The 20,456-nt window shown below is 38.1% G+C and carries 7 protein-coding genes; 4 read left to right on the top strand and 3 right to left on the bottom strand.

Going from position 1 to position 20,456, the window contains the following annotated elements; all coding sequences use genetic code 11:
- Positions 1-8: 8 nt before the first annotated feature.
- From argC to H3T75_RS02670, 3 genes are all read left to right on the top strand, one after another.
- Positions 9-1,055 (top strand): N-acetyl-gamma-glutamyl-phosphate reductase, encoded by a 1,047-nt coding sequence (gene argC / locus H3T75_RS02680; RefSeq protein WP_144363189.1) that lies wholly within the window; start codon positions 9-11, stop codon positions 1,053-1,055.
- Positions 1,056-1,109: 54 nt separating this feature from the next.
- On the top strand, positions 1,110-1,457 hold the full coding sequence (gene erpA / locus H3T75_RS02675; protein WP_025330995.1) for an iron-sulfur cluster insertion protein ErpA: 348 nt from the start codon (positions 1,110-1,112) through the stop codon (positions 1,455-1,457).
- A gap of 293 nt (positions 1,458-1,750) precedes the next feature.
- Positions 1,751-3,271 carry a catalase gene (locus H3T75_RS02670; RefSeq protein WP_084551049.1) on the top strand — a complete coding sequence of 507 codons (1,521 nt, stop codon included), beginning with the start codon at positions 1,751-1,753 and terminating at the stop codon, positions 3,269-3,271.
- 357 nt (positions 3,272-3,628) lie between these two features.
- Here H3T75_RS02670 and H3T75_RS10995 read toward each other — a convergent pair whose 3' ends face one another.
- From H3T75_RS10995 to H3T75_RS02655, 3 genes are all read right to left on the bottom strand, one after another.
- On the bottom strand, positions 3,629-13,792 hold the full coding sequence (locus tag H3T75_RS10995) for a calcium-binding protein (RefSeq protein WP_198210933.1): 10,164 nt from the start codon (positions 13,790-13,792) through the stop codon (positions 3,629-3,631).
- Between the two features lie 14 nt (positions 13,793-13,806).
- Positions 13,807-14,625, bottom strand: coding sequence for a hypothetical protein (locus H3T75_RS02660; protein WP_198210932.1), 819 nt, complete (start codon positions 14,623-14,625; stop codon positions 13,807-13,809).
- A 482-nt stretch (positions 14,626-15,107) separates the two neighbouring features.
- A complete protein-coding gene (locus H3T75_RS02655) occupies positions 15,108-17,774 on the bottom strand; it encodes a calcium-binding protein (RefSeq protein ID WP_198210931.1) in 2,667 nt (888 codons plus the stop codon).
- Positions 17,775-18,258: 484 nt separating this feature from the next.
- Between H3T75_RS02655 and H3T75_RS02650 the strand changes: the two genes are divergently transcribed.
- Positions 18,259-20,424 carry a type I secretion system permease/ATPase gene (locus H3T75_RS02650; protein ID WP_198210930.1) on the top strand — a complete coding sequence of 722 codons (2,166 nt, stop codon included), beginning with the start codon at positions 18,259-18,261 and terminating at the stop codon, positions 20,422-20,424.
- Positions 20,425-20,456 lie beyond the last annotated feature (32 nt).

The following is a 20,456-nucleotide window of genomic DNA, read 5'->3' as shown; positions in this document are numbered from 1 at the left end:
CATGAGAGATCCATATGAGCATTAAAATCGGCATAGTCGGAGCCACAGGTTATACTGGTGTAGAACTATTACGTTTACTGGCACAGCATCCGGAAGCTGAAATCATCACCGTTACCAGCCGCAGCACTACCGGAACAACGCTAAGCGATTATTTTCCAAGTTTGCGCGGCATCTATGATCATTTGATTTTCCAACATCCCGATCAGGCCGACTTAAGTAAATGTGACTTAGTATTTTTTGCAACACCTAACGGTGTAGCCATGCATGAGGCTCCAATATTACTGACACAGGGAGTTAAAGTAATCGACCTGTCTGCAGATTACCGTATCAAAGATGTAGCAGTCTGGCAAAAATGGTATCCGTTTACTCATGCCAGCCCCGAATGGATCGCAAAAGCTGTTTATGGTTTGGCGGAACTGAACCGTACTGCCATTACTCAGGCGCAGCTGGTAGCCAATCCGGGCTGCTATCCGACTTGTGTCAGCCTGCCTTTATTACCGTTATTGCAGCAACAATGTCTGATTCATGACATGCCGCTTATTGCCGATTGTAAATCAGGAGTATCTGGTGCAGGTCGCAAAGCAAATACCGGTAACCTGTTCGCAGAATGCAGCGATAATTTCAAAGCTTATGGTATCAGCGGACACAGACATTTACCGGAAATCAGGCAAACACTGAATCTTTTACAACCTAATTCAGGTAACAGTCTGGTGTTTGTACCTCATCTGACGCCCTTGATTCGCGGCATGCATGCCACCATATATATTCAGGTAAAAGAAGGTTGCAACCCATATCAGTTGATTGCCGATTATTATCAATCCAGCCCGTTTGTTGATGTCATGCCTGCTGGCAGCACACCTGAAACCCGCTCAGTCCGCGGAGCAAATCTCTGCCGCATCAGTATACAACCTGCGCCGCAGAATAATACCTGGATTATTCTTTCTGTAATTGATAATCTGGTAAAAGGTGCAGCCGGACAAGCTGTACAGAATATGAATATCATGTTCGGGCTTGATGAAAAAAGCGGATTAAATCTTATTCCCCTCTTGCCATAACCGGTCAGCAGGATAGACAATCAAGTATGCACATATTATTAAAAGGACTACACCATGTCAGAAACCGATATTGAAACACCGATTATCTTTACTGAAAGCTGTTGTACCAAAGTAAAAGATTTAATTGCAGAAGAAAACAATCCGGACCTGAAACTGCGCGTATTTGTAACAGGGGGAGGATGCTCAGGTTTCCAGTACGGTTTTACTTTTGATGAAATCGTTAATGATGATGATTTTGAAATCCAGAAAGATGGCTTAACATTTCTGATCGATCCAATGAGTTATCAGTATCTGGTTGGTGCTGAAATCGATTATTCTGAAAGTCTGCACGGTTCACAATTTGTTATCCGTAACCCTAATGCAACTACCACCTGTGGCTGTGGCTCGTCTTTCTCTGTTTAAGTGAATCGACTATATAGCAAGATTTCTTTACTCAAACAACTGAATTAATTTTCTAAACCAGCCAAAGCAGGCTGGTTTATTTATGGGCAACAACCAGCGATAACCAAAAATTGTTCACTTTAAAACTCAATACATTAAAAATTTCACACAATATTAAAAAATAATTTCCATTTACAATAAAACATAAAATAACAAAATATTAACATCATATTTTATTCAAAAGCCTATAATCATCCGGGTAGCCGAAAGCAGTAAAGGCCTTTTTTAATAACAAATTAACAAGGAGCTTTACCATGAACCATGATATAAAAAAATGCCCGGTAACCCATCTCACAACAGATCAGGGGGCGCCTGTATCTGATAATCAGAATAGTCTCACAGCCGGACCACGCGGTCCTTTACTGGCTCAGGATTTATGGCTGAACGAAAGACTGGCCAATTTTGTCCGCGAAGTTATCCCTGAACGCCGGATGCATGCAAAAGGCTCAGGTGCATTTGGTACTTTCACAGTTACCCACGATATAACCCAATATACATGTGCCAAACTATTCAGCCAGATTGGCAAAAAAACCGAAATGTTTGTACGCTTTTCTGAAGTAGCAGCTGAACGCGGTGGTGGCGATGCTGAGCGCGATATCCGCGGCTTTGCCATGCGCTTTTATACCGAGCAGGGCAATTGGGATCTGGTAGGCAATAATACACCTGTATTTTTTCTGCGTGATCCGCGTAAATTTCCAGACCTTAATAAAGCCGTCAAACGTGACCCCCGTACCAATCTGCGCAGCCCTACTTATAACTGGGACTACTGGACTTTACTGCCGGAATCATTTCATCAGGTAACCATTACCATGTCCGACAGAGGCATACCGGCTAGTTACCGGCATATGCATGGTTTCGGTTCACATACATTTAGTTTCATTAACGCTAATAAAGAACGCTTCTGGGTTAAATTTCACTTCCGCACTCAACAGGGAATTAAAAACCTTACCGATGAAGAGGCCGCCACTATTATGGGACAAGATCGCGACAGTCATCAGCGCGATCTTTACAATGCTATCGAATCCGGTAATTTTCCTAAATGGACAATGTACATCCAAATCATGCCGGAAACCGATGCAGAAAAAGTACCCTATCATCCGTTTGATTTATCTAAAGTATGGCCGCATGGTGATTATCCGCTTATCGAGGTGGGCGAATTTGAACTAAACCGCAACCCGGATAATTATTATCTTGACGTTGAACAGGCTGCTTTCGCTCCTAGTAATCTGGTACCGGGAATCAGCGTTTCTCCTGACAAAGTATTACAGGCACGCCTGTATAATTACGCAGACGCTGCCCGCTACCGTGTAGGGGTCAATCATCATCAGATACCGGTTAATAAAGCACGCTGTCCCGTTTTCAGTAACCATCGTGATGGTACAACCCGGGTAGATGACAATTATGGAAGTCTGCCCCATTACGAGCCTAACAGCTTCCATCAATGGCAGGAACAGCCTGAATATCGCGAACCTCCGCTTAAAATACATGGTGATGCTGATTTCTGGAATTTCCACGAAGACGATAATGACTATTTCAGCCAACCCCGCGCCTTATTTAACTTAATGAATGATAACCAGAAGCAGGTACTGTTTGAAAACACAGCACGAGCTATGGGTGATGCACCTGACTTTATCAAATACAGACATATTCGTAACTGCAATGCCTGCCATCCGGACTATGGTACAGGCGTAGCCAAAGCACTGGGCATGACAGTAGAAGCAGCCATAGCAGCACGCAGCAGTGACCCGGCACAGGGATGCGCTGTTCTGATTTAAACTTAATCATTAATTGATATAAATCCTTAAACAATAACGTTTAAGGATTTTTATATAGAAATATATTTCTGTTAGATAATTTATTAAAACTAAAATCTTTATTAATCCGGATTCATAAACAACTAAAACATTAAAATATTTTAATATTTAAAATTTATAATATTAATTACCTGAATTTCTTTGATGACTATTCATCGATCATCAACTTATTTCAAACCTTCAAATTCTGCATTAAATTAACATTTAACTTTATTCTGAACTTTTCATAGATAATCTCATGCACAATAAAAAATACCCGTAATCAGTAATTACGGGTATTTTATTACCTGGACTTAATTAATGAATAAACCAATTTATTTAATAAGCAGGGGGGCTTGTTAAATGCATAGATTGCTGTATCGGCCCCACCGAATTTAATCTATCATCAATAGCGGGAGTAAATCCTGCCATGGCTGAAAGTAAATTCTGAATCTGTGCTGAAGGATCATTACTATTATTAGAAACAAATTTACCTTTAAGTGGTGAGTTATCTGCCAAATCACTGGAAGCAATATTCCGTAGATTAACAATATCATTTCCATTTTTAGCTTTAGTTACACCAAAAGAAGGATTTTTCTTCATATCTTCATAGGTAACGCTTTTATCTTCAAACACAAAATTAAAAGCTCGGCTATTTTTATTTTTAGTATCAAAATAATCAGGTAAGGTCACTGAATCTGCTGATCCATATGCATAAATGACTAAATCATTACCAGAACGGATAAATTCAGCATCGGCCAGACTAGCACCTTTAAACACCAAATCATTACGCTGATGCTGATATTTTTTACCCATATTTCCTAAATCATTCACCACATCCTGACCATGTCCGGCTTCAAATTCATAACAATCATTCTCCCAGTTACCACCATTTAAAATGTCATTACCAGCTCCTCCAATCAGAACATCGTTTCCTGAACCTCCATTCAGAATATCATTACCAGCTCCTCCTTTTAGTATATCTTTTCCATCCCATCCGTAAATAGTATTATTCTTGTCATCTGTACATTGAATGATAGGATAAGAAGAAAGATTGTAATCATAAATAGTTTTATCATCAAATATAAAGTTAAATTCTCTACTATATTGGTTATTGAAATCAAAATAATCAGGTAAAGTTACTGAATCTTCTGAACCGTAAGCCTGAATAATCAAATTATTTTCAGATCGAATAAATACAACTTCTGCTGATTGCGCACCTTTAAATACTAAATCATTAAAACCATATTTCCCATAGCCTCCACCTAAATCATTAACTATATCATGTCCGTGACCAGCTTCGAATTCATAGCGATCTTTATTTCTATCTCCACCACTTAATATATCATTACCAGCTCCGCCAATAAGAATATCAGTGAAGCGTCCCCCATTAAGAATATCGTCACCGTCTCCCCCATTCAGAATACTTCTACCTGTCCCTCCATACAATATATCGTTACCATCCCCTCCATACAGTGTATCGTCACCATTCTCTCCATACAGTATATCGTTACCATTCCCTCCATATAGTATATCGTTACCATCTCCTCCATACAGTGTATCGTCACCATTCTCTCCATACAGTATATCGTTACCATTCCCTCCATATAGTATATCGTTACCATCTCCCCCTTTTAAAATATCTTTTCCATCCCATCCAAAAATAGTATTGTCTTTTTCACTTCCACTTTGATTGAAAGTATATCGTTCTTTAATATCTTTACCTATAATAGTTTCATCTTCAAAGATAAAATTAAATGATCTATATTCATTATAGCTACTAGAATCTCCCTTAAAATAGCCCCACAAAGTAACCGAATCATCACCTCCATATGCCCGGATAACTAAATGATCTCCGGAACGGGTAAATTCCGCTTCTGTCAGCTTTGCTCCTTTGAATACTAAATCATTATTATCTTTATCATAATTTATTTTGCCGTGACTTCCCATATCATCAATAAAATCATTCCCGTGCCCCGCTTCAAACTCATAACGATCTTTATGACCATCCCCTCCGCATAAATGATCATTTCCTGTACCTCCAATCAAAATATCGTATCCCAGTCCGCCTCTTATGAAGTCATTACCGTTTCCACCGTTAAGAATATCTTTTCCATCTGATCCGTACAGACTATCGTCCTCATCACTTCCGATACAAGTAAAAATATAATTATCAGTAATATACTCATACGTTATAGTCATATCTTCAAATATATAATTAAATGAGCGGTAGTAGCTGCCTTCGGAACCGAAATAGTTTAAGATCGTCACAGAATCTTCTGATCCATATGCTTGTATAACCAGATTTTCTCCAGAGTGGAAAAATTGGGCATCAGAAAAATTAGCTCCTTTAAACACTACATTATTACGTTTAGATATTTCTTCAATATAACCTTCATCATTAATTACATCATGACCATGCCCAACTTCAAATTCATAACAGTCTTTACCCCAGCCTCCGTTCAGACTATCGTTACCAGTTCCTCCGTTTAGTATATCGTTTCCGTCTCCGCCAACTAAAATATCATTACCATCGTTACCATAAAGGATGTCGTTACCTTCGTTTCCATTCAGGATATCATTACCTTTTCCTCCATTCAGAACATCATCTTTATTACTTCCTAACAAAGGATATTCATAAAGATCTTCATATGCAATACTTCGATCATCAAATATGAAGTTAAACTCTCTGCTCCCATAGCTATTAGTAACAAAATAGTCAGGGAGAGTCACCGAATCTGCTGCACCATATGCCTGAATAATCAGATCTTTTCCGTTAACACAAAGGAACTTCGTATCTGCCAGTTTAGCGCCTTTGAATATCAGATCATTACGTTGACTTTTTGAATTAATATCTTGCTTGCCTTTATCATAAACTATATCTGATCCATGCCCGGCTTCAAACTCATAACGATCTTTTTCCTCGTCTCCTCCGTATAGCTTATCGTCTCCTGTGCCGCCGATAAGAACATCATTACCGGCACCGCCATAAATACAGTCGTTACCGGCACCGCCAATCAATGTATCGTTACCGTCTGCGCCATAAAGCTTGTCATTGCCTTTACCGCCATCAAATACCGTGTCTTCATTACCGTAAACATGAAGTTCGTCATCACCATCAGTACCGGTTTGGGTTAATTTTTTAACATCCTGCACATTTAACTGGGTACCATCAGCAAATTCAATGAAATCAACCTTATGATTTCCTTCGTCATCATTCCAGAAATAATTCTTAACAGTAATACTGTTATCGCCCTGACAGGTTCTGATAACCAGATCATCACCGGTACGCCGGAAAATTAAATCAGCCTGAGTGATGCTATCGGTAAAGCGGATAATATCTTCACGGTTATCGGATGAATCATCGTTATTGATAAAATCGTTGCCGAAATTGCTGCCAAATATATAAATATCGGAACCGGCACCTCCTTCCAGATAGTCGTTTCCTGTGCCGCCTGTCAGTACATCATTACCGGCACCACCATAAATACGATCGTTACCATCACCGCCAATCAATGTATCGTTACCGTCTGCTCCATAAAGCTTGTCATCGCCTTTACCGCCATCAAATACCGTGTCTTCATTACCGTAGGCATAAAGTTGGTCATCACCATCAGTACCGGTTTGAGTTAATTTTTTAACATCCTGCACATTTAACCGGGTACCATCAGCAAATTCAATGAAATCAACCTTATGATTTCCTTCGTCATCATTCCGGAAATATTTCTGAACAGTAATACTGTTATCGCCCTGACAGGTTCTGATAACTAGATCATCACCGGTACGCCGGAAAATTAAATCAGCCTGAGTGATGCTATCGGTAAAACGGATAATATCTTCACGATTACCAGATGAATCATCGTTATTAATTTTATCATGGCCGAAATTGCTGCCGAACATATAAATATCGGAACCGGCACCTCCTTCCAGATAGTCGTTTCCTGTGCCGCCGGTCAGAACGTCATTACCGGCACCACCATAAATACGATCGTTACCATCACCACCAATCAATGTATCGTTACCGTCTGCGCCATAAAGCCTGTCATTGCCTTTACCACCATCAAATACTGTGTCTTCATTACTGTAAGCATAAAGCTCGTCATCACCATCAGTACCGGTCTGGGTTAATTTTTTAATATCCTGCACATTTAACCGGGTACCATCTGCAAACTCAATGAAATCAACCTGATAATTTCCTTTTGCTTCATTCTGAAAATAATTCTGAACAGTAATGCTGTTATCATCCTGACGGGTTCTGATAACAAGATTATTGCCGGTACGCCGGAAAATTAAATCAGCCTGACTGATATTATCGGTAAAGCGGATAATATCTTCGTGATTACCGGATGAATCATAGTTATTAATAACATCATGACCGAAATTGCTGCCGAATATATAAATATCGGAACCGGAACCACCTTTCAGATAGTCGTTTCCTGTGCCGCCGGTCAGAACATCATTACCGGCACCACCATAAATTTGATCGTTACCGTCACCACCAATCAATGTATCGTTACCGTCTGCGCCATAAAGCTTGTCATCGCCTTTACCGCCATTAAATACCGTGTCTTCATTACTGTAAGCATAAAGTTCGTCATCACCATCAGTACTGGCTTGGACTAATTTTTTTATATCCTGAACACTTAACCGGGCACCATTAGAAAATTCAATGAAATCAATCTGATAATTTCCTTTTGCTTCATTCCAGAAATAGCTCTCAACAGTAATACAGTTATCGCCCTGACGGGTTCTGATAACCAGATTATTGCCGGTACGCCGGAAGATTAAATCAGCCTTACGGGTACTATCGGTAAAGCGGATAATATCTTTACGATTATCGGATGAATCATTGTTTCTGATATAATCGTTGCCGAAATTGCCACCGAATATGTAAATATCGGAACCGGCACCTCCTTCCAGATAGTCGTTTCCTGTGCCGCCGGTCAGAACATCATTACCGGCACCACCAAAAATACTATCGTTACCGTCGCCGCCAATCAATGTATCATTACCGTCTGCACCATAAATCCCGTCATTACCTTTACCGCCATCAAATACCGTGTCTTCATTACCGTAAGCATAAAGTTGGTCATCACCATCAGTACCGGTTTGGGTTAATTTTTTAATATCCTGCACATTTAACCGGGAACCATCAGCAAACTCAATAAAATCAACCTGATATCTTCCTCCTTTCACCTTATTCCAGAAATGGTCCTCAACAGTAATGCTGTTATCCCCCTGACGGGTTCTGATAACCAGATCATCACCGGTACGCCGGAAAATTAAATCAGCCTGAGTGATATTATCGGTAAAGCGGATAATATCTTCATGGTTACCGGATAAATCATTGTTATTAATTTTATCATGGCCGAAATTGCTGCCGAATATATAAATATCGGAACCGGAACCACCTTCCAGATAGTCATTTCCTGTGCCGCCGGTCAGAACATCATTACCGGCACCACCATAAATACGGTCGTTACCGTCGCCGCCAATCAATGTATCATTACCATTTGCACCAAATAGTGAATCATTACCGAGACCACCATTAAGTACGGTGTCTTCATTACTGTAAGCATAAAGCTCGTCATCACCATCAGTACCAGTCTGGGTTAATTTTTTAATATCCTGCACATTTAACCGGGTACCATCAGCAAATTCAATGAAATCAACCCGATAATTTCCTTTTGCTTCATTCTGAAAATAATTCTGAACAGTAATGCTGTTATAGCCCTGACGGTTTTTGATAACCAGATCATTGCCGGTACGCCGGAAAATTAAATCAGCCTGAGTGATATTATCGGTAAAGCGGATAATATCTTCGCGATTACCGGATGAATCATAGTTATTAATAACATCATGACCGAAATTGCTGCCGAATATATAAATATCGGAACCGGCACCACCTTCCAGATAGTCGTTTCCTGTACCGCCGGTCAGTACATCATTACCGGCACCACCATAAATACTATCGTTACCGTCACCGCCAATCAATGTATCGTTACCGTCTGCGCCATAAAGCTTGTCATTGCCTTTCCCGCCATTAAATATTGTGTCTTCATTACCGTAGGCATAAAGCTCGTCATCACCATCAGTTCCGGTTTGATTAAGAGCACGAATATCTGAAATATCCAGCTGGCTGCCATCTGAGAATTTAATATAGTCTAGCTGATTTTCACCAGAAGCACGGAAGAAGTTGATAATTTGTAATGAATCAGCTGAATTTTTAGCCACAATATAAAAATCCAAACCCTTGCGATAATAGATAAAATCATCTTTTATCCAATTTTTGAAGTATACAGTATTAATATCTTTACCTGAGGGATTGAATTCGAGTAACTTGTCGTTGCCAAAATTTTTGTCGAAGATGAACAGATCTGAGCCTTCACCACCTTCCAGATAGTCGTTTCCTGTGCCGCCGGTCAGAACATCATTACCGGCACCACCATAAATATGATCGTTACCGTCACCGCCAATCAATGTATCATTACCATTTGCACCAAATAGTGAATCATTACCGAGACCACCATTAAGTACGGTGTCTTCATTACCGTAGGCATAAAGCTCGTCATCACCATCAGTTCCGGTTTGATTAAAAGCACGAATATCTGAAATATCCAGCTGGCTGCCATCTGAGAATTTAATATAGTCTAGCTGATTTTCACCAGAAGCACGGAAGAAGTTGATAATTTGTAATGAATCAGCTGAATTTTTAGCCACAATATAAAAATCCAAACCCTTGCGATAATAGATAAAATCATCTTTTATCCAATTATTAAAGTATACAGTATTAATATCTTTACCTGAGCGATTGAATTCGAGTAACTTGTCGTTGCCAAAATTTTTGTCGAAGATGAACAGATCTGAGCCTTCACCACCTTCCAGATAGTCGTTTCCTGTGCCGCCTGTCAGTACATCATTACCGGCACCACCATAAATACGGTCGTTACCGTCGCCGCCAATCAATGTATCATTACCATTTGCACCAAATAGTGAATCATTACCGAGACCACCATTAAGTACGGTGTCTTCATTACTGTAAGCATAAAGCTCGTCATCACCATCAGTACCAGTCTGGGTTAATTTTTTAATATCCTGCACATTTAACCGGGTACCATCAGCAAATTCAATGAAATCAACCCGATAATTTCCTTTTGCTTCATTCTGAAAATAATTCTGAACAGTAATGCTGTTATCGTCCTGACGGGTTCTGATAACCAGATCATTGCCGGTACGCCGGAAAATTAAATCAGCCTGACTGATATTATCGGTAAAGCGGATAATATCTTCGCGATTACCGGATGAATCATAGTTATTAATAACATCATGACCGAAATTGCTGCCGAATATATAAATATCATTACCGGCACCACCATAAATACGATCGTTACCGTCACCGCCAATCAATGTATCATTACCGTTTGCACCATAAAGCTGGTCATTGCCTTTCCCGCCATTCAGATATGTATCTTTTGTACCATATGCATACAACTCATCATCACCATCAGTTCCGGTTTGAGTAAGGGTACGAATATCTGAAATATCCAGCTGGCTGCCATCTGAGAATTTAATATAGTCTAGCTGATTTTCACCAGAAGCACGGAAGAAGTTGATAATTTGTAATGAATCAGCTGAATTTTTAGCCACAATATAAAAATCCAAACCCTTGCGATAATAGATAAAATCATCTTTTATCCAATTTTTGAAGTATACAGTATTAATATCTTTACCTGAGCGATTGAATTCGAGTAACTTGTCGTTGCCAAAATTTTTGTCGAAGATGAACAGATCTGAGCCTTCACCACCTTCCAGATAATCATTACCGGTACCACCAATAATAATATCATCGCCATCCCCGCCATAAAGAATATCATTGCCGGCACCACCGATTAATTCATCATTACCAGCACCGCCATCAAGGTTATCATTACCATCTCCACCGTCAAGCAGGTCATCCCCGCCATGACCTTTCAAAGTATCATTGCCAGCAAGACCTATCAGCGAATCATTTGATTCATAACCATGAATAATATCGTTATTATCTGTCGCCTGTAACAATAATGCTTTGATTTCCTCTACTTTAAGCTGTTTTCCATCAGCAAATTCAATCAGATCAATTTCATATCCGCCGTGACCATCTTTAATGAAGAAATTTTCTATTTTAATTTGATCGGTAGTATTTCTGATTTTCAGGAATAAATCATTACCTTCGCGAACAAACATCACTTCACTTCTTAAAATACCGTCAGTAAAACGTATCTTATCTGTTTTATCTGTACCGGTATCATGATTGTGAATAACATCCTGACCGAATCCGCGTGCAAATTCATAAATATCTGAGCCAGCACCTCCATCCAGATCATCGTTACCTATTCCGCCGATAAGAATATCATTTCCGGCACCACCTTTAATAATATCTCTGCCATCACCCAGAAGATTGGTACCAATCAGAATATCGTCGCCATCACTGCCTGAGCGTACACTCAGTTTATCCTGCGCCGTCTGCCCCAGATGATTACACCATTGTTCATATACACCATAAGTTTTAGCATAATCAATATACTGATTTAAAAGATTAAATCCTTCCGGCCAGAAACCATCGTACTGATAGGCAAGAAATTCTCCTAAGTCAACAAAAGCTTTTTCCGGATTATGCTGGAAAACCTGATTGAAAACCGCAGTAGTATCTGAAAAATCTAAAGATATCTGATCATTTTCATATTTAAAAGCTAACTTCTCCAGATATGGTTTCAGACGTGTCTGGAACAACAAACTTTCATACAGGCTATCACGGATACTGTTATAAGTATCATCAATAGTATCCAGAAGTTTCTGACGCTGCTTTGCGGTACCCGCATAAAACAATTTAGAAGATTCACCTGTAAAAGCATTCAGAATGTTCAGTTTATTGCTGTAAGTATCAAATTTTTTGAGCCATTCAGGATCTACAACTTTCAAGCCACCTTCTTGTGAAGGTGTAAAACCTGAACCGCCAGTATTTGAGCTACCTCTTATCCAGTCTGTACCCAGAGAATATTTAGCATTCTCATCAAACTGAGGATCGGATTTTGCCCATTCCAGCAATAAGTTATCTAGTAAAGACAATTGTCCGGCTCGCGTTTCTGTATTCGAATAAGTATTTAAAAGCTCGGCGAGTTTATCTGAAAGCGCTGCTGCATCGCGTAAGTCACGTACCCGGCCTGTACCTTTTAAATTCGGTGCCTGTTTTTGCTGTTCTGTCAGTTTAACTTCTTCGGTATACTCGCTGAAAACTGGCTTATGCTCAAAATTGACATCACCCATTTCATGGGTACGTCCGTCTGTAGTTTCATAACTTCCGCTTTGCGCTAAAGTATTGCCGTTACCCAGATTAGTATTTGTATTTTTATTAGCCAGATTCAGTGCTTTAACACCAACTTGTTCCAGTGTAAACAATTCATTAGTCTGGCAGATACCGTCCTGATTCAGATCCCGCCATACACGTAACTGATTGAAATGTTTATCCTGCGCATCTACTCGACCATCACCATTACTGTCAAATTCACGTAATGCAGCATAACCGTCTTTTGCTTTAGTGCCGTCAGCCAGCAATGTACTGTCACCAAACAGTTCAGTACCGTCATTAATGATACCGTCACCATTACGGTCAACAACCAGCAGACCGTCATCAGCCTTTACCCAGCCTGTAGCCGTGCGGATACCATCTCCGTCATGATCGAAGAGAGCCCCAATTAATTTTCTGGAACCAACTGTTTCTATACCATCTCCGTCAAGATCCAGTACAAGAGGATCATAGATATAATACTTACCGTCACGATTCAAATTTAACCATTCTCTAATACTTTCACATATCCAGTTTCCGAAATTAAGAGGATCTAGTAGTAAATGACCAGCCCCAAAAAGAGCATTCTTTAGAGTATTTAAAAGACCACCTAAATCAAAAGCATCTGGGCTGAATTTTAAATTATGCCAGTCCAGTGCACCACCGGGCCAATCTGCAAGTGTTAACGAATCCGGATCAAATCGGGTAAACCCCTGTGCATCTGATTTCAAAATTCCGTCTAATGAAACTTTCCCCGACGCTACTATATTATTCAGCATTGCATCAGCCATTTCATTAGAAAATTGATTATATTTATCAGCATTATACTTCGCCAGATTCGAGCGCATAATCAGATCAGTAGCAACGCGCAAAGCTGTATCGGTAATACTACCACATATTCCACCGGCTTTTCCGCGGCTATTAGTGGCTATTGCCACGTCTAACCAATTACTTAAGCCTACACCGTCCGGATTACCCTGCGGTATAGTTGATTTTAAATATTCATAGGCTTTGGAATAATCTGCATCCTCACCATTAGCCAGTTTCTTATTAATATCATCTAAAATAGATGCTAATTCATTTTTTTGAGCTTCAGTTAAATCATAAGAATTTTTTTCCAATTCATATTCCTGCAATGATAAATATCCCTGAAAGCCTTGGCCTTTAATAAAACAGTTCATAAATCTCTCTCTAATTAATCAATTACTTTGCTATGTTGATGAATATAATCTAGAATATTATTATTATTATTAACAAAACCTTGGACAATTTCCGGATGATCAAGTAAGCTTTCATTGTGCTTATATATTTGAATTAATCCATCAGCAAAATAGTTCTGGCTTACTGATGGTTTATGTTTTCCATGCAGAAATCTTGAAGAATATACAGTGTAAGCAACACTAAACTCTTCATCCAAAACAGAATAAATATCAATTTGATGCGGAAAAGCATCGTATTCATCCTTAACATCAAATGGCCAGAAATCAATTCTTAAATCTTGTTGATTGGTTTCGGATTTATTAACAAACATAGTTTGTTTTCCTGAAATACCAATATAATACAATTCCTGATTATTTTTCTTTTCTTTTAATCGGAATCGGTAATTTTCCCGTTTGAACCAATGATTTCCATATTCCAGTTTTTCTGCTTTTATGTTGCGATATAACGGCGCAAAACTAAGACCTACAACAGGCTTAGAAAAATCAGGACATCGATGAATTGCTTCTTCATCATTGGGAAAACCTGATAAAGTGGGTAAGGCAAATATAACTGCAGCTGCCTTTTGCTCGACAATACCATCAATAATTTTATTCTTTATACTAAAGCCAAACATGCATCGCGGCAGGGTAATCTCCAGTTTTTTACCTGATACTTTTGATGGAATGCGCACAGTAATCTCTGTAGTGTCTGTCATTATCTGTTGGTCCTCCAATTTTTTAATTGTTTCCTGTTCACTGCTGCCATTAAAACAGCCGGTTAAGTATAAAAGCAGTATACAAAGCCAATATTTCATCTCTTTCCTTGTACTGTCTGATTTAAATATTTATTTTAAATTTCCTTATTTTAATAAAATTTACCTTAAAATAACATTTAATCAGATAAATAGCAAAAATTTTATTCAATAAAATATTACGCATTTAAAACTTTAAATTGAAATAATTTTTCCTATTTTATCTGAATATAATATTTAATATAATTTGAATATTTATAAAGCATAAAATTGCAAAAATAAGATTTTATTTTTGATTAACCAATTTATAGTAAATAAAAATTATCTGTTTATTTAAATTTCAGACAGGCATTTTTTCAAATTCACAGCTATCTTAATTATTATATTTATTAATAATATAATAATAAAAATTAATTTTTACCCAAAACACTTTGATACATAAATATTTAAAATAACAACACCTATTTCAATAATGTCTTGTAAGATAATCTTTGATTTACAATAATCAAAGATTATCTTAATTAGTTTTATTAATTAAATTTCAATTATTTGTCAAAACTGGTTGCAATATTACCCAGTAATCTGTTTTGTTCTAATAATTCACACATTTGCACATCATCTATTGCATTTGTATTTAATCCTGCCATTGCATTAACAAGCTGTTGAACTTGTTGAGTGACCAGAGGATGACCGGTTATGTCATTATGATTTACATTATTTCCAGTATAAAAATAGTAATCACCATCTTTATTTTTATTTCGTTCAAAAACAGCAAAAAGTTCAGATAATGTAATTAGTTGATTTTTAAAAATAAACTTATCTATTCCAGCATAATTTCCAGCATTTTTAGAAAGACAACCTCTTATTTCAATAGAATCACCTAAATTATAACCTAGAAGAAACAATGAATCTCCCTCTTTTCTGAATACAACTTCATTTACATTCACATCTGTAAATATTATCGTATCTTCTTTACTATTTTTATCTTGTAACAACACATTTCCATCAATAAGTAAATCTCTTCCATGACCTTTTGAAAATATATATATGTCATCACCACCACTACCGGAAAGAAAATCATCTCCAGCTCCGCCTACAAATATATTTTTTCCATCATCTGCTCTTAAATCATCATTACCCGTTCCTCCTATTAATGTATTATCTCCTCCATAAGCTTGTAAAATGTCATTTCCATTACCACCAACTAAAACATCATTATATTTTCCGCCACTGAGAATATCATCTCCATCTTCTCCGAATAATATTGCTCTGCCTGTATCAAGCGAAATACTATCATTGCCGGCAGTACCATGTAATACCATTCCATCTTTCTGGAACTGCTCTAGGGTAATTGTCTTATCTTTAAATACAAAATTTTCTATAGCTTTACTTCCAGTCGAATTAAAAAAATCTCGTATTTCAACTGAATCTCCCGTGTTATAGCCATAAATAAACAGTGTATTTCCATCTTTGTAAAATTTCACTTCATCAAAATTGACATCTAAAAACTGGATCGTATCTGCTTCACCCGCTTCGTCAATTATCAGATCTTTACCATGTCCTTTGGCGAAGACATAGGTGTCATTACCCTCTCCTCCATATAAGGTATCATTTCCAGCACCCCCTAGCAGAGTATCATCTCCTTTATATCCGTAAAGGGTATCATTACCAGCCCCACCATCAAGTATGTCATTTGCGTTATCATTCTGGCTGGCACTAAGTGTATCGTTACCATCTCCGCCATGCAGTATCCCTTTGCCTTTTGGTATATAGATACTGTCATTTCCTGATGTTCCGTACAGTTCCATTCCTTCCTTCTGAAGCTGTTCTAACGTAACTGTTCTATCTTTGAATATAAAATTTTCTATAGCTTTACTTCCAGTCGAATTAAAAAAATCTCGTATTTCAACTGAATCTCCCGTGTTATAGCCATAAATAAACAGTGTATTTCCATCTTTGTAAAATTTCACTTCATCAAAATTGACATCTAAAAACTGGATCGTATCTGCTTCACCCGCTTCGTCAATTATCAGATCTTTACCATGTCCTTTGGCGAAGACATAGGTGTCATTACCCTCTCCTCCATATAAGGTATCATTTCCAGCACCCCCTAGCAGAGTATCATCTCCTTTATATCCGTAAAGGGTATCATTACCAGCCCCACCATCCAGTATGTCATTTGCGTTATCATTCTGGCTGGCACTAAGTGTATCGTTACCATCTCCGCCATGCAGTATCCCTTTGCCTTTTGGTATATAGATACTGTCATTTCCTGATGTTCCGTACAGTTCCATTCCTTCCTTCTGAAGCTGTTCTAACGTAACTGTTCTATCTTTGAATATAAAATTTTCTATAGCTTTACTTCCAGTCGAATTAAAAAAATCTCGTATTTCAACTGAATCTCCCGTGTTATAGCCATAAATAAACAGTGTATTTCCATCTTTGTAAAATTTCACTTCATCAAAATTGACATCTAAAAAATGAATCGTATCTGATTCTCCTGCACTGTCAGAAATATAATCTTTACCATGTCCTTTGGCAAAGACATAGGTATCGTTACCCTCTCCTCCATATAAATTATCATCCCCTGTACCTCCTATCAGAGTATCATCTCCTTTATATCCATAAAGGGTATCATTACCAGCCCCACCATCCAGTATGTCATTTGCGTTATCATGCTGGCTGGCACTAAGTGTATCGTTACCATCTCCGCCATGCAGTATCCCTTTGCCTTTTGGTATATAAATACTGTCATTTCCTGATGTTCCATACAACTCCATTCCTTCTTTCTGAAGCTGCTCTAATGTAACTGTTCTATCTTTGAATACAAAATTCTCTATTGAATAATTTACCCAGCCATTAAAGAAACCTTTTATTTCTACTGAATCTCCTTCGTTATAACCATAAATAATCAGGTTATCTCCATTTTTCCTGAACTTAATTTCATCGAAATTGATATCTAAAAACTGAATCGTATCTGATTCTCCTGCACTGTCAGAAATATAATCTTTACCATGTCCTTTGGCAAAGACATAGGTATCATTACCCTCTCCTCCATATAAATTATCATTTCCAGCACCTCCTATCAGAGTATCATCCTGACTTGTTCCTGATAAAACATCATCTTTATCACTTCCTTCAATTAGGTTCACATTATCTGAAAATATTGAGCTCGTATTCTGATATTGGTATTCTTTTATTAACGCATTCATATAGCTAATCCTTAATTAAAAAAAATTAATACAAAAGTTAAATTTAATATTTGCATTCTAATAATTAATTTCTATTTATATAAAATCCCCCCTTTACTTTATAAACAAAACAATAAATACAACTCTACATTTAACTTCTTAAATAAAATAATCTGAATATCATTTTTTTATATTAATAAGGACTAAAATACTAGTTCGTATTTTAAAAAATATTTTTATCTGAACTTAGTTATTTTTTTATATTATATTAAGATAAACAAAATCTGATTTAAAACAGACTACTAAAATTCTAGATTAATATCAACAAGATTTTACAATATATAGTATCAGGTCAAATAAATATAAATTTTATTCATATATATATATTAAATTTGATCCAATATAATTAAGTACTAAACAATAAAATCATATTGTTTCTTTTGAGTATATTTTTGTTATTATTTATGTTAATTTGTCATCTTAAATTAAGATATTTTTAATACATATGTCATTATCACCTGAGTCTCTGCCTTCAAAATCTGATTCTTTAAAAAAATCAGATAGTTTTCAAAAACCCAATATAGCGGTTACTGCACTGGTACTTATTGCTCATTTTCATGGTCTGGCAGTTAATCCTGCCGATATTACCCATAAATATGCTGAAAAAGGGGATTTAAACAGTGAGCAATGGCTACTGGCAGCCAAAGAACTGGGATTAAAAGCCAGGCTGGTAAAGCATAATGTTGAACGTCTGCATCTTGTAGCTTTGCCTGCAGTTATTTGGCGGGATGACGGACAGCATTTTGTTCTGGCTAGAATAGATGGTGATCGCTATTTAATTCAGGATCTTGAACAGGGTAAACCGGTTATCCTTACGAAAGAAGAATTTACCCAACGCTATTCTGGACAGCTTATATTGGTTACTTCCCGTGCATCAATACTTGGTCAACTGGCCAAGTTTGATTTCACATGGTTTATTCCGGCAGTTATCAAATACCGGCGTATCTTTCTGGAAGTACTGGTTGTATCCGTTTTTATTCAGCTTTTTGCACTTGTTACACCTATGTTTTTTCAGGTGGTAATGGATAAAGTTCTGGTTCACCGCAGCTTTTCAACACTTGATGTTATTACTATTGCATTGCTGGTGATCATTATTTTTGATGTCGTGCTAAGCGGATTACGTACATATATATTTGCTCATACCACATCACGTATTGATGTTGAATTAGGCGCACGATTATTCAGACATCTGTTAAGTCTTCCTCTCGCTTATTTTGAGCATCGCCGAGTGGGAGATACTGTTGCACGGGTGCGTGAACTGGAACAAATCCGAAATTTCCTAACAGGACAGGCATTAACTTCTGTTCTGGACTTATGTTTTTCTTTTATCTTCTTGCTGGTTATGTGGTTTTATAGTGGCTGGCTAACATTGGTAGTTGTTATCTCCCTGCCCTGCTATGCCATCTGGTCTGCAACAATCAGCCCGATTTTGCGTGCTCGTTTGAATGAAAAATTTGCCCGCAATGCCGATAATCAGTCTTTTCTGGTTGAATCAGTCACTGCTATCGGTACCATTAAAGCAATGGCTGTTGAACCTCAGATGACCAGACGCTGGGATCAGCAACTGGCCGCTTATGTCAATTCCGGTTTTCGTGTTGCCCGGCTGGCTACTATCGGACAACAAGGTGTACAGTTTATTCAAAAACTGGTTACAGTTGTTACATTATGGCTTGGTGCGCATCTGGTGATTAAGGGTGATCTGACTGTGGGTCAGTTAATTGCATTTAATATGCTTGCAGGACAAGTTGCAGCTCCAGTTATCCGACTGGCACAACTATGGCAGGATTTCCAGCAAGTGGGAATATCGGTATCACGGTTAGGAGATATTCTGAATACTCCGACGGAAAATCCAACTTCGCGCATGGCTCTCCCCAATATTAAAGGACAAATTGAATTTGAAAAAATTTCTTTTCGCTACCGGCCTGATGGTGCAGAAATATTACGAGATCTGAGTTTAAATATCCGGCCCGGAGAAATTCTGGGAATTGTCGGTCGTTCTGGTTCAGGTAAATCCACTCTGACCAAGCTGGTACAGCGTTTATATACACCGGAGCGGGGGCGGGTTTTAGTTGATGGTAATGATCTGGCACTGGCTGACCCGGCGTGGTTACGGCGTCAGGTAGGTGTGGTGCTTCAGGAAAATGTTCTGCTCAATCAGAGTATCCGTGCCAATATTGCTCTTGCTGATCCGGGCATGCCGCTGGAAAGAGTGATGTATGCTGCTAAAATGGCCGGCGCACATGAATTTATCATGGAGTTGCCGGAAGGATATGACACTATAGTTGGAGAACAGGGCGCTGGCCTTTCAGGAGGTCAAAGACAACGAGTAGCAATTGCCCGGGCTCTGGTAGGCAATCCGCGTATTTTGATTCTTGATGAAGCAACCAGTGCTCTGGATTATGAATCCGAACGAGCTATTATGAAAAATATGCAGGCTATCTGCAAAGGACGTACTGTACTGATTATTGCACATCGTCTGTCTACAGTGCGTATGGCCAATCGTATTATAGCCATGGACAAAGGCTGCATAGTAGAACAAGGTACTCATCAGGAGTTACTGGAAAAACCAAATGGTTATTATCGCTATTTATATCAACTGCAAAACAGCTGACATTAAATTCAAAATAAGAAAATAAGATATGG

It is taken from the genome of Snodgrassella sp. W8135 (assembly GCF_016101225.1).
GTDB lineage: Bacteria > Pseudomonadota > Gammaproteobacteria > Burkholderiales > Neisseriaceae > Snodgrassella > Snodgrassella alvi.
The sequence above is the reverse complement of the archived record's forward strand: the minus strand, read 5'-3'. Positions and strand labels throughout refer to the sequence as shown.

Excerpts from the sequence above, each read along its gene's own strand:
- erpA (WP_025330995.1), top strand. The coding sequence starts at position 1,110 with ATGTCAGAAACCGATATTGAAACACCGATTATCTTTACTGAAAGCTGT.
- H3T75_RS02660 (WP_198210932.1), bottom strand. The coding sequence starts at position 14,625 with ATGAAATATTGGCTTTGTATACTGCTTTTATACTTAACCGGCTGTTTT.
- H3T75_RS02670 (WP_084551049.1), top strand. The coding sequence starts at position 1,751 with ATGAACCATGATATAAAAAAATGCCCGGTAACCCATCTCACAACAGAT.
- H3T75_RS10995 (WP_198210933.1), bottom strand. The coding sequence starts at position 13,792 with ATGAACTGTTTTATTAAAGGCCAAGGCTTTCAGGGATATTTATCATTG.
- H3T75_RS02650 (WP_198210930.1), top strand. The coding sequence starts at position 18,259 with ATGTCATTATCACCTGAGTCTCTGCCTTCAAAATCTGATTCTTTAAAA.
- H3T75_RS02655 (WP_198210931.1), bottom strand. The coding sequence starts at position 17,774 with ATGAATGCGTTAATAAAAGAATACCAATATCAGAATACGAGCTCAATA.